At 57.6% G+C, this 15,081-nt stretch carries 13 protein-coding genes; 10 read left to right on the plus strand and 3 right to left on the minus strand.

What is annotated here, in order from left to right; all coding sequences use genetic code 11:
• Positions 1-18: 18 nt before the first annotated feature.
• A complete protein-coding gene (locus tag ACGYLO_RS08660) occupies positions 19-594 on the minus strand; it encodes an NADPH-dependent F420 reductase (RefSeq protein WP_276154452.1) in 576 nt (191 codons plus the stop codon).
• Between the two features lie 131 nt (positions 595-725).
• Between ACGYLO_RS08660 and ACGYLO_RS08665 the strand changes: the two genes are divergently transcribed.
• On the plus strand, positions 726-1,616 hold the full coding sequence (locus ACGYLO_RS08665) for a LysR family transcriptional regulator (RefSeq protein ID WP_276154453.1): 891 nt from the start codon (positions 726-728) through the stop codon (positions 1,614-1,616).
• 310 nt (positions 1,617-1,926) lie between these two features.
• Here the strand turns inward: ACGYLO_RS08665 and ACGYLO_RS08670 are convergent, their stop codons facing one another.
• On the minus strand, positions 1,927-2,352 hold the full coding sequence (locus ACGYLO_RS08670) for a helix-turn-helix domain-containing protein (protein ID WP_243265542.1): 426 nt from the start codon (positions 2,350-2,352) through the stop codon (positions 1,927-1,929).
• Positions 2,353-2,606: 254 nt separating this feature from the next.
• Here ACGYLO_RS08670 and ACGYLO_RS08675 point away from each other — a divergent pair, with 254 nt between their 5' ends.
• From ACGYLO_RS08675 to ACGYLO_RS08715, 9 genes are all read left to right on the plus strand, one after another.
• Positions 2,607-4,868, plus strand: a complete 2,262-nt coding sequence (locus ACGYLO_RS08675; RefSeq protein ID WP_271689176.1) for a heavy metal translocating P-type ATPase — start codon at positions 2,607-2,609, stop codon at positions 4,866-4,868.
• 19 nt (positions 4,869-4,887) lie between these two features.
• Positions 4,888-5,355 carry a DUF411 domain-containing protein gene (locus ACGYLO_RS08680; RefSeq protein ID WP_271693710.1) on the plus strand — a complete coding sequence of 156 codons (468 nt, stop codon included), beginning with the start codon at positions 4,888-4,890 and terminating at the stop codon, positions 5,353-5,355.
• A gap of 38 nt (positions 5,356-5,393) precedes the next feature.
• Positions 5,394-6,338: a cation diffusion facilitator family transporter gene (locus tag ACGYLO_RS08685; protein ID WP_394376392.1), complete on the plus strand. Its 945-nt coding sequence runs from the start codon at positions 5,394-5,396 to the stop codon at positions 6,336-6,338.
• Positions 6,339-7,412: 1,074 nt separating this feature from the next.
• Entirely contained in the window at positions 7,413-8,102 is a 690-nt protein-coding gene (locus ACGYLO_RS08690; protein ID WP_271689193.1) for a hypothetical protein, read from the plus strand.
• Entirely contained in the window at positions 8,089-10,245 is a 2,157-nt protein-coding gene (locus ACGYLO_RS08695) for a hypothetical protein (protein ID WP_271689194.1), read from the plus strand. The genes ACGYLO_RS08690 and ACGYLO_RS08695 overlap by 14 nt, the downstream gene beginning before the upstream one ends.
• A gap of 3 nt (positions 10,246-10,248) precedes the next feature.
• Positions 10,249-11,232: a TniB family NTP-binding protein gene (locus ACGYLO_RS08700; RefSeq protein WP_271689195.1), complete on the plus strand. Its 984-nt coding sequence runs from the start codon at positions 10,249-10,251 to the stop codon at positions 11,230-11,232.
• Entirely contained in the window at positions 11,229-13,073 is a 1,845-nt protein-coding gene (locus tag ACGYLO_RS08705) for a TniQ family protein (protein ID WP_271689196.1), read from the plus strand. The genes ACGYLO_RS08700 and ACGYLO_RS08705 overlap by 4 nt, the downstream gene beginning before the upstream one ends.
• 437 nt (positions 13,074-13,510) lie before the next feature.
• Positions 13,511-13,753: a hypothetical protein gene (locus ACGYLO_RS08710; RefSeq protein ID WP_271689197.1), complete on the plus strand. Its 243-nt coding sequence runs from the start codon at positions 13,511-13,513 to the stop codon at positions 13,751-13,753.
• Positions 13,753-14,817 (plus strand): calcium-binding protein, encoded by a 1,065-nt coding sequence (locus tag ACGYLO_RS08715; protein WP_271689198.1) that lies wholly within the window; start codon positions 13,753-13,755, stop codon positions 14,815-14,817. Before ACGYLO_RS08710 ends, ACGYLO_RS08715 begins: the two co-directional genes overlap by 1 nt.
• Before the next feature lie 21 nt (positions 14,818-14,838).
• Here ACGYLO_RS08715 and ACGYLO_RS08720 read toward each other — a convergent pair whose 3' ends face one another.
• Positions 14,839-15,063: a hypothetical protein gene (locus tag ACGYLO_RS08720; RefSeq protein WP_276154454.1), complete on the minus strand. Its 225-nt coding sequence runs from the start codon at positions 15,061-15,063 to the stop codon at positions 14,839-14,841.
• Between the last annotated feature and the right edge of the window lie 18 nt (positions 15,064-15,081).

Genomic DNA, 15,081 nt, shown 5'->3' on the forward strand with positions numbered 1-15,081 from the left:
TCCGTGGGGTTGGGGATGTCAGGAAAACTGCCAGCGCGGCGCGATCCCGGTGCCGTGACCGAAGACGTAGCCGAACTGGATGTTGAGGAAGCCGATGGGCTCGAGGTAGCGGGCGTTGGCGAGCGGGCCGGCATCGACCGGCTCGAGGCCGATCTCGGCGGCCAGCGCCTTGACCGTCTCGCGCGCGGCCTCGTCATCGCCAGCAACGAAGGTCTGGATGGGCTGGCCATTGACCTTGAGGCCCGTGCCGTAGTGCTGGGCGAAGACCGTGTTGAACGCCTTCACCACCGTCGCGCCGGACAGCCTGGAGGCGATCTCTTCGGCCGCCGAGGTCTTGTGCCCGACTTGAAGGCCGGAGAAGTCCTCGGTCACCGGGTTCGAGACGTCGATGACGGTCTTGCCGCTGAAGTCGGCCTTGCCGGCAAGATCCGCGATGGCCCCGCAGGGCGTGGCGACGACTACCACCTCCGCCTTGGCGACGGCGGTAGAGAGATCGTCGTTGCGGCCGATGGTTGTCACCTCGTGGCCGGCCTCGCCCAGAATCCGCGAGAGCCCTGAGCCGACATTTCCGTTGCCGATAACTGCGATACGCATGGCATTCTCCTTCGCTTTGCCGCCCTGCGGCGGCCTGTTGATCACTAAAGCGAAAGTAAGGCTTTCCCATATTCCATAAAATGACGATGTTATGGAATGACTATCGCGAATTTATTCTCAAAAGGGCGCTCATGGATATTGTCGACGAACTCAAGGCTTTCGTGGCCACCGCACGTACCGGCTCCTTCACCGCAGGGGCCGAGCAACTGGGGGTCTCGAACCGCCTGACCTCGAAATACGTGGCCGAACTGGAGGCGCGCCTCGGCGCGCGGCTGCTCCAGAGAACGACCCGGAAGGTGGGGCTGACGCCAGCCGGCGAGGATCTCCTCGCGCGGGCGCCAGCCGTCCTCGATGAGCTCGATGCTCTGCTGGGGGCTGTGTCAGAGGGGTCGCGCGGCCTGAGCGGGATCATCCGGGTCTCGGCGCCCGTGACCTTCGGCGAAGTCTACGTGGCCGGCATGTTGGCCCGGTTCGCCGAAGCGCACCCGGATCTGACTTTCGACCTCAGGTTGGACGATCGCTACGTCGACTTGGCCGCCGACGGCATCGATCTGGCGTTCCGGATGGGTGTGTCGGAGACGCTGTCACTCAAGACGCGCAAGCTCGGCACGTTTCACAGCTCACTGGTTGCGCATCCAGACTACGTGAATGAGCACGGGGCACCGAGAACACCAGATGATCTCTCTCAGCACGCCTGCATTGTCGATACCAACCGGCGCCAACCGCATCGGTGGACGTTTAGCAAAGACGGCACCGCGATCGTCACCCAAGTGCGGGGCCGGTTCCATGTCAACTCGGCCCGGGCGGCAATCGAGTTGGCCTCGGCCGGCATGGGGATCGCCTATGCGCCGCGGTTCGCGACCGCCGACATGCTGGACACTGGCCGCCTCGTTCCATTGCTCGAGGATTTCGACATGGATGGGGGACCGGTTACCGTCGTTTATCTCGAAGGTCGGACCTTACCTCGAAAGATACGAACCCTCATCGACTTCGCTGCTGAGGATGTTCACGCCATGTCTTGACGAGCCATGAGAGGCAATCCTGGTCGGGTCAACAGCACCGACATGAATGGCACCTTCGGGTAAGTTGCGACGCAGCGAAAACCTCCCTGACGAAGGTCTGGTCTGGGCCCGTGAACGACTGCCTTCCACTTCCGAGAGAAAGGGCGGAAACCAGACACTCGCTGCAAATTGCACAAAGGTCAGCTTTGCCGAAAGCAGGCTCAGCAGCCCTGACACCAGCTACAGCGGCAACCTCTTGCAACTCTCAGACCGGGAAACACCCTAATGTATTTGCCAATGCCGCAAGCGGATAGAGGGGGGGCAGCGGGCATCAGGCGGTGGGCCCGTGATCGGCAAGACATTCCTCATGGTCGCGCAGCACCTCAAGAATGCGACAATCAGCCACCCGATCCGCATTGCAGGCACCGATCATGCGTAGCAATTCAACGCGGAGGGCCTCGAGCCGCACCAGCCGCGCCTCGACGTCGCGAAGTTGCCTTTGGGCGATGGCATCGACCTGCGCACAGGACCGGTCTGGCGTGTCTGAGAGGTCCAACAACTCTCGGATCGCCTCGAGCGAAAAGCCGAGCTGGCGGGAATGGCGGATGAAGGAGAGGCGGTCCAACTCAGCATCGCCGTAACGCCGCTGGCCGCCTTCGGTCCGGCCGGGCTCGGGCATCAGACCGATCTGTTCGTAATACCGGATCGTCTGCACTTTGGTGCCGGTCCGTTTTGCGAGTGTGCCGATCGCGAGCATATCTGACCCCTTTCATTCTACAGTCTCTGTAGGTTTTTTGAAGGGTGTCGCACAAGCCGGCAGTTCGTGAACTGGATGACACTCAACGCTGAGATTTCTGCAAATCGTTGTATCACGTTCCGCCACGCGGCCATTCTCGCAGCCTATTGCAAAGAAGGATGATCGGGAGAAGAAAAGTTAAACAAACCACTTGAAGCTACAGTTGCTGTAGGTCGTATCTCTGTGTCTGACGGTGAATCGGATTGGAAGCAGACATGACGGACGGGAGCACAGCACAACGGGAATGGCGCGTCACGGGGATGGACTGCGGCGCCTGCGCGGCCAAGGTGCGCGGCGCGGTGGAGCGCTTGCCCGGGGTCGCGGATGTCGATGTCGCGCTGATGTCAGAACGGCTGTGCCTGACGCTGGATAAGAATGAGACCTCGCCCGAGCGGATCGAGAAGGCCGTGCGCGGCATCGGTTTTGGCATCTCTCCAAAGGGGGCACAGGCAGAGAGGCCGAAGGGCGGTTTCATCCTGCCGGACGATGCAGTGATCGGTGGGACAGCGGCATCACCTCAAGCGCATGCGCCCGAAGAGATGCCAGACCCCGCTTGGTATCAAACCGCGAAAGGCCGCTTGGTCCTCGGCAGCGGCGCTCTGCTCGCAATGGCATGGGCCTCGCGGCTTGTCCTGCCTGCTGAGGTTTCGCATTGGGGCTTTGTCATCGCCACGTTGATCGGGCTTATTCCCGTCGCGCGCCGGGCCTTTGCCATGGCACGGGTGGGCATGCCCTTTACAATCGAAATGCTCATGACCATCGCCGCCAGTGGCGCGCTTGTGATCGGAGAGCCGGAAGAAGCCGCGCTGGTGGTCTTTCTCTTTGCCGTGGGCGAATTGTTGGAAGGTGTCTCTGCCGGGAAGGCCCGCAACAGCATCCGTGCGCTGACCAAGCTGGTGCCGAAAACGGCGCGGCTTGAGGTGGGCAACAAGACGCGGGAGGTGGCGGCAGAGGCGCTCAGCGTCGGCCAGATTGTGCAGGTGCGCCCCGGGGACCGGGTGCCCTGTGACGGCGAGGTGGTCAGCGGAACTTCGGGCGTAGACGAAAGCCCCGTTACCGGCGAAAGCGTGCCGCGCCTTAAGGAGCCGGGTGCGGATGTCTTTGCCGGATCGATCAACACAGAAGCGTTGCTGCGCATCCGAGTCACAAAGGTTGCGGCGGACAACACCATCGCGCGTATTGTGCGGCTGGTGGAAGAGGCCGAGAGCGCCCGCGCGCCGACCGAGCGCTTCATCGATCGGTTCAGCCGCGTCTACATGCCTGCCGTGGTCGGTATGGCCGCTTTAGTGGCCGTGGTGCCGCCGCTTGTCTTTGGTGGCGCCTGGGGCGAATGGATCTATCGGGCGCTGGCTCTGTTGCTGATCGGCTGCCCCTGCGCGCTGGTGATCTCGGTGCCTGCGTCGATCACCTCGGCCCTGTCCACCGGGGCGCGCAACGGGTTGCTGATGAAGGGCGGCGCAGTGATCGAAGCGGCGGCGCGGGTCACCCATGTGGTTTTTGACAAGACTGGAACGCTGACCCACGGCAAGCCCCGCGTAACTGATGTTCAGGTGCTTGTGGGAAATGAAGCCGATCTTCTGGCCCTCGCCGCTGGAGTTGAGAACGGTGCGAGCCACCCGCTCGGCCAAGCGATTTGCGGTGCGGCTGAGGCACGCGACATCGACCCCGCCGCAGCGACACAGTCCCGCGCCTTGCCCGGCAAAGGGGCCGAGGCGGTGATCGCGGGGGCAACCATCTGCGTCGGCTCGCCGCGTTTGGCGGCAGAACGCGGGGCGCTGTCAGAGACTTTGCGCGCCCAGGTCGAGACGCTCGAAGCGCAGGGCAAGACCGTGGTGATTGTCTTGCGCGATAACGAGGCCCAAGGCCTCATTGCTCTTCGCGATGAACCCCGCGCCGATGCGGCAGAAGCAGTGGCGCAATTGAACGCTTTGGGTATTTCATCGGTGATGCTCACCGGGGACAACCGGCGCACCGCTGCGGCCATTGCAGAGGGGCTGGGCATCGACCACCGCGCTGAATTGATGCCGGAGGATAAGGTTGCGGCCATTCAAAACCTCACGGCTGAGGCGAAGGTCATGATGATCGGCGACGGCATCAATGATGCCCCTGCATTGGCCGCAGCGCACGTGGGCGTCGCAATGGGCTCCGGCACCGATGTGGCGCTCGAGACTGCCGATGCCGCGATCTTGCGTGACCGGGTGACAGATGTGCCCGGCCAGATCCGTCTCGCCCGCGCCGCGATGGGCAATATCCGGCAGAACATCGCCATCGCGCTTGGGCTGAAAGCCGTGTTCCTTGTCACCACGGTGCTTGGCATCACCGGCCTCTGGATTGCGATCCTGGCGGATACTGGCGCGACTGTTCTGGTAACGCTCAACGCCCTGCGGCTGCTGTTTTTCCGGTCAACTACCGCCGAGCGGTTGGCCGAGCCCGGTTGCCGCCCTACAACCCATGCAACCAACGAAACGACAGTCTGAACCTTTGGAAGGATTTTACATGACCCTCACACGACGCAGCCTGCTGGCCTGTTCCGCAAGCTTTGCCGCCGCCGCACCATTTGCGGCATGGGCCGAAGACAAGCCCGCCATCCACGTGATGAAAGACCCCAACTGCGGCTGCTGTTCGGCGTGGATCGAGATTCTGGAGAACGAGGGTTTTGCCGTGACGACCGAGCGCAGCTTGGGAACGCTCTTGATCAAATACAAGCAAGACAACGGCATCCCGCAGGACATGGCCTCTTGTCACACCGGAAAGATTGACGGCTATATGATCGAAGGGCACGTCCCGCCCGCCGACATCCGTAAATTGCTTGCCGAGCGCCCGGATGCCATCGGCCTTGCCGTGCCGGGGATGCCCTATGGTTCGCCGGGGATGGGGCCGGAGAGTGAGCGCGACGCCTATGATGTCTATCTGATTGCTCGCGATGGCAACAGCGAGGTGTTCACAAGCTACGAGGCTGCCTAAATCGCAGCGGACTTGGACCAAACAAGCAGGAAGCGCGCATGGCGCATGATCACGCCCATATTGACCCCGAAAGCGGGGACCGCAGAGTATCACTGGCCATCTGGGCGAATGCCCTTCTGACTGTGGCGCAGATCGTGGGCGGTGTCTTTGCGGGGTCGCTCGCCCTTATCGCGGACGCGCTTCACAATTTTTCAGACATGGCCTCCTTGGTGATCGCCTTTGTGGCTCGCAAAATCGCACGGCGTCCGGCAGATGCGCGGATGACCTTTGGCTATGGCCGGATCGAAATCGTTGCCGCGCTGATCAACTACACCACGCTTATTCTTGTCGGGGTCTATCTGATCTACGAGGGCGGGATGCGCATGATTGATCCGCCGCAAGTGGCGGGCTGGACGGTGGTCATTCTGGGCGGGGTCGCGCTGGTGGTTGATACGATGACGGCGCTGCTGACCTATTCGATGCAAAGGGGTAGCGTGAACATCAGGGCATTGTTCTTGCATAACCTGTCAGACGCTCTGGCCTCGGTCGCGGTGATTATCGGCGGCACGCTCATCATCCTTTACGACCTGCGTTGGGTTGATCCCGCGATCACCATCGGTATCGCGCTTTATATCCTTTATCTGGCACTCACTGAAATCGGCGGTCCGATCCGTATGCTGATGCTGGGTAGCCCGCCTGACCTGGATGCAGGCGCAGTGGTCGACGCGATGACTGATGTCGATGGGGTCCGGGATGTGCATCACGTCCATCTCTGGCAGATGCAGGAGCATGAGGTGGCGCTTGATTGTCATGTAGTGTTGATGGGGCGAGATTGGACGGACCTTGAAGCTGTAAAGCAGGCGGTCAAGAAAAAGCTCGCGGATGACTTCGGCATCACCCACTCGAGCCTTGAGTTTGAAACCTCAGATAATGCCCATCAGGGTGCCGCGTTGTTTGGCCATAAAGACGGTGGAAACAACGCCGGCGAAGAACCTGGTGCATAAACATCTTGAGATGCCGAACAGCGTGGCAGCACGTTTCAATTGTCTACGTTCCGACCTTCAATGCGTTACGGTAGACGCTACGGTTTCTATCACTTCTCAATAAGCGGTGCGGGCAATGTCCGGTTTGGCCTGCCGCACCGTATCATAAGGTGTAAATGGTGAAGGTCTTCTAAGGGCCGTCTCCGTCCTCTACCAAGTCCCGTGATAGGTCGATGCTGCAACACGTGAGCGCCTGATGGCTGCCTACACTTGAACTCGGTCGAGACCTATGCGGAACAGCGGTTTGGCAAAGGGCGTAGTTTGCCGCTGCTGCCGCATCTGCTCCTCGATCCTCAGGCTGTCTCTTGGAAGAACATGCACCGCAGCGTTCGCCTGTTTGAAACCCCAGAGTCACAAACGATATCGTAAGTAATAGGGCATCGATTGGCGCGCCTGCCAGAGAATCACTGAGAAAATGGTGCAATTTTCAGCAGGATTAGGAAGAACTACTGATAATATACCGAATGAGTTCTTCGCTATGTAACAATTAGTTACCGATACTTGCTTGGTTAGGTTTAAATATTGCAGCTCCAAAAATAATTGCGCTTATTTGCCGACGTGAAAAAATGTTCGGGCGAATAGTCTCGAAAACATTCCATCCTGTCGGAGGAACGTTTTCCGCACCAAATCAGGATATATTCATAGGCATGAATTGTTTGGAAATTCGGGGCCAACTACAACGTTTTGTTTTTACAGCGTTTAAAGGTAAATCTATTGCCTTATATGATTCGAACCGGGGAGATTCAGGCACTGTCAAGGAGGCCGAAAAGCGGTGTTTTGTGGAGCCTTGCTAAGTGCTGAGGTTTCTGAAATTCCGAGCGGCGTTGCGAAAATTGGAAAAAAGGTCAAAAAAAGCGCGTGAATTGCAGCAACAGTCCACGCGCTTATCCGAACCGCCGAAGGCGACTCTCTTGAGCTCACAGTGTGCCATTTTGCACTGATACCCACAAGTTCCTTCGGCAAAACAAATAAAACAAGAGCCCGAACGCCGCACTCAACGTGCGGCGAACGCTCCCTGATGTCGAAAGAAGACCTATGGATTATCCAAACACGGCTGGGACTTTTCAGTTACCAGCCACCTCAATTGCAGAGCGGCAGCCCCCCGTTTCGTCCCGAGGACATGCGAACGGCCAACTTGTCGTTGGACGCCACGGTGCGCGACGCGGCCTCCACGTTGAGTCCGATCTCGAGTTCAAATGGGCAAGCATCTTGGATGCGGATCCCGATGTTGTATACTTACGAGAACAGGTAAGGGTCGAATGGGCCGATGGCTCAAAAACTCGAATTCACTTCTTTGACTTCGTCGCGACCTTCAGCTCGTGTAAATCGATAGCTATGATCGTGAAGCCATCTCATCGAGCAAACAAGCCCAAATTTCAGTCGGAAGTTCAACTTTTAGCGCGAAGCGCTGTGCAGTCTGGCTTCGTCGATGAAGTCCGCGTTTTGACGGAGGCCAGCTTAGACGATGCTCGCGTCCGAAATGCTCGTTTCTTAAGAAGTGTTCGTGAAATTGATGTCGTTGCTGACACGAATGCTCGAGCAGTGGCCGCGCAACTTTTGGGCTACGTAAGCCTTGCTGATTTGACAGCGAAGATTGGATTGGGAGGCCGTGGCTTCCGGGCTCTTGTTAGGCTTATCGGTGAAGGAGTGCTGAGCTGCGTTACACATGAATTGATCTGCCCTTCCACACTCGTTCAGGGAGGCAAGTGGAATGAGAACGCATGAAAAGTTTGCCCCGCGTGGAAAGGTTTACTTTGGAACATTTGACCGCGTCACAATCGGAGGAGCTGCGTTTAATGTGTCGATGTCGAATTCAGAAGGCTATCTACTCAAAACTGAGGATGCCGAGGGCCTCACCCAGTTGTTTCCCTACCGCGATCTGGCGGCGCACAGCGAAGCAGGAAATATCAAGGTGGAAAGAGAATTCTACGCTCCTGCCGCTTCTACGGTCAAAAGCCGACATACTGAGTTCGATTTAAGGCGGCTTCGAAAGAAACAACTGGAAAAAGTAGGGGTTCGGCTGAGCTACTCTTTGGCGGTGGAGGAACTCTACGGAAACGGTGAGATCCAACTCACTTATGAATCGATCGTCCAAACATTTCCTCAGCTTAAATCGAAAGCGAACGTGGCTTTTCGAGACTTCTTTCTGACCCATGTTGGCAATAAGAAAGCTTACGGCGGAGGGACTTGCATCGGTATTGCTGATGCGAGTTCGACCTCTGTCTTAAAGTGGTTCAAAGCGTATCGTGATGGTGGAGTTGCAGGCTTAGTCGACGGCAGGTGGAAATCTGGCCGAAAGGGGAGCCGGTTATGCTCTGAGACCGAAGCACTGCTGCAAAGGTGTGTAGCGGCTTACCTCCATCCGGACTCTCCGACTAAGCGCGCCGTGGTCGCCGATACTATTGAGAGTTTCAAGCGCGAAAACCGCGCGCGAGAAAGAGCGAGGCAGCCGCAGCTACCTATTCCGTCAAGAAATACTATTCGTGCGCGCCTCCGGGAGTTCACGCCATTCGAAGTGACCTTGCATCGAAAAGGTGAGGACGCTGCGAGGAAGGAATTCTTTCCTGTCGGCGCGGGGCTTCAACTCGGGCGTCCCCTCGAGCGGGTGGAAATGGACGGCTGGACCGTTGATTTGATGACAATCGCCAAGTCCACACGTCTATTAGAAAAATTGGCTCCAGAGCTTGTTCAGGAGATGGAGCTCGACGGTGGGAAGAAGCGCTGGCACTTGATCGGAGCAATCTGCTGCACGACCAGATGTTTGGTGGGTGTCACGTTGTCCAAGTCCGAAAACGTTTCGGCCGCGATCGACTGTTTGCAAATGATTATGCGCGATAAGGGGCATCACGCGGACGCGGTGGGCGCACTGTCGCCATGGCACATGCATGGCATTCCTGACCTGCTGGTAACTGACAACGGAAGCGCGTTCGCAAACTATCGATTTATTGCCGCTGCAACATTTGCTTCTTTGGACCTGATGCGCGCCCCGGCAGGGTTGCCACAGCTCAGGGGCACGATCGAGCGCGCGCTTGAAACAACCTCGACTAATCTGGTGGGCCGGCTTTCAGGTCGCACGTTTTCTGACGTTGTCCAGCGTGGGGATTACCCTTCCGAAGCGAGAGCGGTGAATACCGTGGAAGATTTTGCAACAATGCTGGTGCGCTGGGTTGTAGATGTTTACCACAATACTCCGCATGAGGGATTGGGCGGCGAAACACCCTTTGAATGTTGGGAACGGCTTTCCAATCTTTATGGAGTTCGACCGCGACCTGACTTGCGAACCCAACGTATCGCGTTTGGTGTCGAACTCGAACGGAAGATCGATAAATCCGGTCTCACTGTCTTAGGCGTTTCTTACAATAGTGAGCGACTGGGACGTCATTTCCGGCAAATGGGATCGTGTTCTCTGCAATTGCGTTGGTTGCCGGAAAACATCGGTGCGATCGAAGTGTCGCTCAATGATGAATGGGTGGCTGTGGAGGCGGTTTTGCCCGAGCTCCAGGGGCGGACTGCACGCGACTGGACCCTTTGCAGAAACCTGATCCGTCGGGGAGATCCAAATGCTCGCGAAATCGCCAGCTCAGTCGTTGCCACCGCTTTAGAGGAAATCGATCGCATGAACGCGGCAGCCGGCCGACAGGCGGGCATCCTTTCGGAGCAGTGGACCAAGGATGGGATAGCGCGCTTCGAACAAGATCTGGGGATTGGTTTCTATGCGGGAACGAGGAATGCCTCGCAGAAGACCGCTTCTCAATATGGAACCCTCATCGATGTCGGACCTCCAAGCGATCCAGGAATTGGGCGCCATAGGGCTGAACAGCTCGATGCCCTCTCCTCGAAGCCTAAGAAGAACGATTGGAAGTTTTGACCAATGACAACGCATGCAAGCATCGTCACGTTGGCGTCAATTGAGCGAGCTATACAGCAGCTATCCGCAATTCATGTCGAGACGCAGCGCGATGACCAAACTCGAACGGCGTTCAACCGGTTGTTTTTCGGCGAAGGAGCCGGTTTTTCCCCTCGGTTCTTTGCCGAAGGGCAAGAAACTCGGGGTGTCGCAATCGTAGGCGCGCCAGGCAGCGGTAAAACTGCACTCGTTAGTCATATTCTGTCAGAACACCCGAGTCTGCACTTTAAGGGTGAGCTCGGAGTCACGAAATGTCTTCAAGTTACTGTCCCCAGCCCAGCAACATTGAAAAGCGTTGGCCTGGAACTGCTCAAAGCACTGGGCTATCCGCAGGTATCCGAAAGAAGAGAACGGTGGGCGATCTGGGAAATGGTCAAGCACCGTCTCAGTGTTCTCGGAATAAAGGTGCTTTGGATCGACGAGGCGCACGATATTTATAATGCAGGGAATGTGCGAGAGAAGGAGGATCTGCTCAAGACACTCAAGTCTCTCATGCAAGGCCCGCAAGCGATCGTGGTGGTCCTGTGCGGCACAGAGCCTGTCGCCGAGCTGTTGAGATCTGATCATCAAGTTGCGAGGCGTTTCTCACAAGTCCGGCTGCCGCCGATCTCGTTTGCAAGCGATGGCGACGGTTTGATGAATCTGATTAGGTCCTACGCCGGTCGCGTTGAACTCGGAGTCGAGATTGATCCAGACCTCACTCAATGCCTTCTGCATGCTGCCCGCGATCAGTTTGGCATGGCTATCGAGATCGCAATTGGCGCTATTGAAACTGCACTAAGGTCTCGTCGACCTTCGCTTACTCGGCAGGACTTCATCGACTATTGGTTTATGCAAGAGAGTTGTCCACTCGACGAGAATGTCTTCGCAACAGGAAACTATTCAGCGTGGGAAGATCGGGAGGTCCGTGCCAATAGGGCCAACTCAGGCAAGGGGAGGCGGCAATGAGTGGTATCCTTGTGCCGCAGGTGCCTTTGCAAGAAGACGAGAGCTCTGTGTCCTGGGCAATTCGCACTGCGCGACACCATGTGGACCTCAACCTTCCGGAGTTTCTCCACGATCTGCAGCTTCCGCTGCCAGATTTGCTCGCTGGTAAGCGATCAGCAATGTCGAAACTTGCTGCGCTTACCGGCATTGCATTCGAAGCCTTGGTCGCTCACCAACCTGAACGCCTACAGGCCCGTCAATATCGATTTCGCGGGCATGAGTTCTCGAGCAGTTTTTTGGGCGGAAATCGAACAGCCTATTGTCCTCATTGCCTTCTTGAAGACGAGGGGCAGGGGGATGGACAGCGAGTTGCGCGTTGGCCCTGGCTCTTTAAGGCGGTGAGGACGTGTGAAGTTCACGGCTGTGCGCTTCAATCCGCCGCTAAAACTGCGTGGTCTGATCAAATGCGCAATTTGCAGACCTTGGCTCCTGATGCGCGAGAACTGCATCGTCTTGTGGACCAAAGCGACTTACGGCCGCCGTCTCCATTGCAAACCTATGTGCTTCGGCGACTGCGTGGCAAACATACATCGGCGCTGTGGCTCAACAGTCAAGATATCGAGCAAGCGTTCCGTGCGTCCGAAATGGTCGGTGTTCTCGCGGGGTGGGGCGCAAAGCAGAGATTGGGCGGGTTTAATGACCAAGACTGGGAAGATGCGGGGCGGTTGGGTTTCGATGTGACCGGGGAAGGTGAAACTGGTATTCGAGCACTTTTCTTTGACGTTCTTCGTAACGTTGAGCTTCGCCATGGGAAGGCTGGATCGCACACTATATTTGGCTTTTTCTATGAATGGTTACAGTTCGACAAAACAGGGCGCGATCCAGGGCCGATCCGGACCATCTTGCGAGAATTCATTCTTGAGAACATGGCCGTATCGCCAGGAACAGACCTCCTTGGTGAGGAGGTCGTTAAGACGCGCCGCCACCATGCACATTCCGTTGCGGTGAAATTTAATCTTCACCCCAAGACAGTCCATCGTGCCTTCGTGTCCCGAGGGCTGATCTCGTCCGAAGACCCCGATCGGATGACCGGCATGGACACATGTGAGGCAGATGCGGCTGAAGAACTGGCAGGAGAGCTTCAACGGGCGGTTCCTGTAGCGAAGTTGCCAACTCGCATGAACGCTACACGACCCCAAGTGGAAATGTTGCTTCGAGAGGGCTTCTTGAAGCCACTTGATAGCGGCTACCGCATCCTCACTCAGGTCTTACGGGGGGTAGATGCCCGCGAAGTAGATCGGCTACTGGCACGCCTCACTAAGCGAGCAACATATGTCTCACGAGCGACACCGGGGCAGGTTCCAATACCCCAAGCGGCTCAAGAAGCGAAGAGATACTCAGGGGAGATCATGTGTTCCTTGCTTGCAGGTGACTTGCACAATGTTGAGATTGTCGATGGCACGAAGGGCTATCTTGCGCTCCTGTTGGATCCCTCCGAAGTTCAATCGGTTCTGCCGCGTGATACTTCGCATTTGCCTTTGACCAAAAAGGCCGCGGCCGAGCAGCTGGGGGTGTCTCTGACTGCATTGGATCTTCTGCTCGGACTTAAAGGTAATACACCGTTAATCGAGTGGGTGGAGGATCGGCTGCCAGGGCCAATCAAGGTCCGAATTGAGCAGGCGGAAGTGAATAGTTTCAAGCGACAATATGTGACACTTGGCGAACTGATCCAACGCGACGGAACCAACCATTGGGTTGTTATTGGCAAGCTCAGAGCTGCCGGTATCGACCCAGTTCAAGATCCAAAAGAGATAGGTGTCTATTTGTATGATCGACTGCGGGCCATTTCAGTTCCGCCTTGATGATTACTATAGGATCCGAAGGAAAAGCCGCGCTGATGCGCGGCTTTTTTTGTTCCGTTGTCGGGTGAGTTGCAACTTTATAGTGGTCGCAGTTGCAAGGTGCGTTAGCCTTTTCTGGTAATGTCTTGCGTAAGTTATTGATCTTATTCTGTCCGCCTTCGAGCAATTGCAGACTCTTGTTGGTTTTCACATGTGTTCTGACCACCAATAAATAGCCATTGGCCGGGTTGAAATGTCCATTTCGCAAGCAAAATAAGTCAATCGGGCGGAAACGCCCGATTTTGGCGTTCTGGGCCCCCTTATGTGAAAAATGGAGGGCCGCCCCTGTTGATTGTCACTGAGAACTGATGGGGTGGATACCCCCTCCCGACGGCATCGCAATGTGCCAAGGTGATGTGGGTCACATCACTGATAGGAGGAAGCATCCATGGATCAACTTGGACCTGCATATCACCGAATGGAACATACGCACGCGGGACTATGATGAGGTAGGCATAAGGTCCGCCTCGACCATTCAGGAGCAGTTTGAAAACATGCTGGAAACAGGGGTCGACCGCGCCTTCGTTTGGCCCGTTCAGCACAATACGGACAGCGACCTTGCGGGCGGCCCCAAGGAAAGCCCGGTTCTCGATCCCGACGGGCGGCTGACCAACTCGGTCACGGGGGCATCTTTGATCTGATGAGCGAGAGCCTGCCCGGGCTTGAATTGGTCGCGACCGAGTTCGAGGGCGACGATGGCAGTTTCGAGATCAACGCCTATCAGTCCGAAGATAAGACCGTGATCTATGTCTCCTCCCGCTCGATGGAGGTTTTGAACCTCGATGTCGATTTCGCCGGATTGGTGCCCGAGGGGGCGACCGCGACCGGCATTCAAATCGGCATGGATCAATCCGCGCAAAGTTCCGACGGGTTCCATTGGCGCAGCGATGGCGGCCATACCCCTTCGGCCTCTGTTCAGGTGGATGGGCGGGCCTATTTCTACGATGAACATGACGTGCGCGCGCAATTCACCGACAGCCGCTTTGACAGCCCACAGGTCGAGCTGCGGTTGAAACCCTTCGAAGTGATCGAGATCACCTTCGACGCCGGGCCGACAGCGGGCGGGGAAAAGATCGACGGCAGCGGCGCGGCGGACGATCTGACCGGCACGGATGGAAACGACACGATCGGCGGCTTTGGTCAGGACGACACACTGCACGGCGGGGATGGCGACGACGTGATCAATGGCCATGGCGGTGACGACAGTCTCACTGGCGGGCGCGGTGACGACGACCTGCGCGGCGCACCGGGGGAGGACACGCTCCACGGCTGGGGCGGAGACGACACCCTGCGCGGCTTCGACGATGATGACCTATTGGTCGGCCAGCAGGGGGATGACCATCTGCTGGGCAACCGGGGCGACGATCAGCGTTCCGGCAGGGAGGGGCAAGACCAGCTAAACGGCGGCATCGGGCATGACACGGTCGTCGGCGGGGCGGGGTCAGACACCGTCACGGGATGGACCGGCGACGACGTTTTCGGCTTTTCTGAGGGCGAAGTGGCCACGGGCGATATCATCACCGACTTCGCCCCCGGCGTCGACGTGATCCAGCTCTCACTGTCTGGCATCAGGGGGCTCAATGATCTTGAAATCACGGCGCGAGAGGGCGGTGTTGCGGTCGGCCTCGGCGCGCATGGGGTGATCTTTCTGCAAGGCGACCTGACGGAAAGCGCGGTGGCTCAGAATCGGAACTTCGTAGTCTAACCGGCCACGCGCAGCCCGCCATCAATAGGTCGCGGGCGGATCGCTGGCGGGGAAGGACTCGTCGACCGTCTCGTCCACGATATTCCATTTGCGGGGTGGGTCGATCATCTCGCGCGGGCCCGCGACGCGGACGTGGTCTTGCGCCCGGTCATATGCCACCGCCCTTTGGGCGCGGGACTGGCGGTTCATCAGATAGGCGAGGCTCGCGGCACCGGCGCCGAAGATCAGCAATGCGCTCATTCGCATGGGTATACTCCTTTTCAA

The organism is Sulfitobacter sp. 1A13353 (assembly GCF_043557255.1).
Classification (GTDB): domain Bacteria; phylum Pseudomonadota; class Alphaproteobacteria; order Rhodobacterales; family Rhodobacteraceae; genus Sulfitobacter; species Sulfitobacter faviae.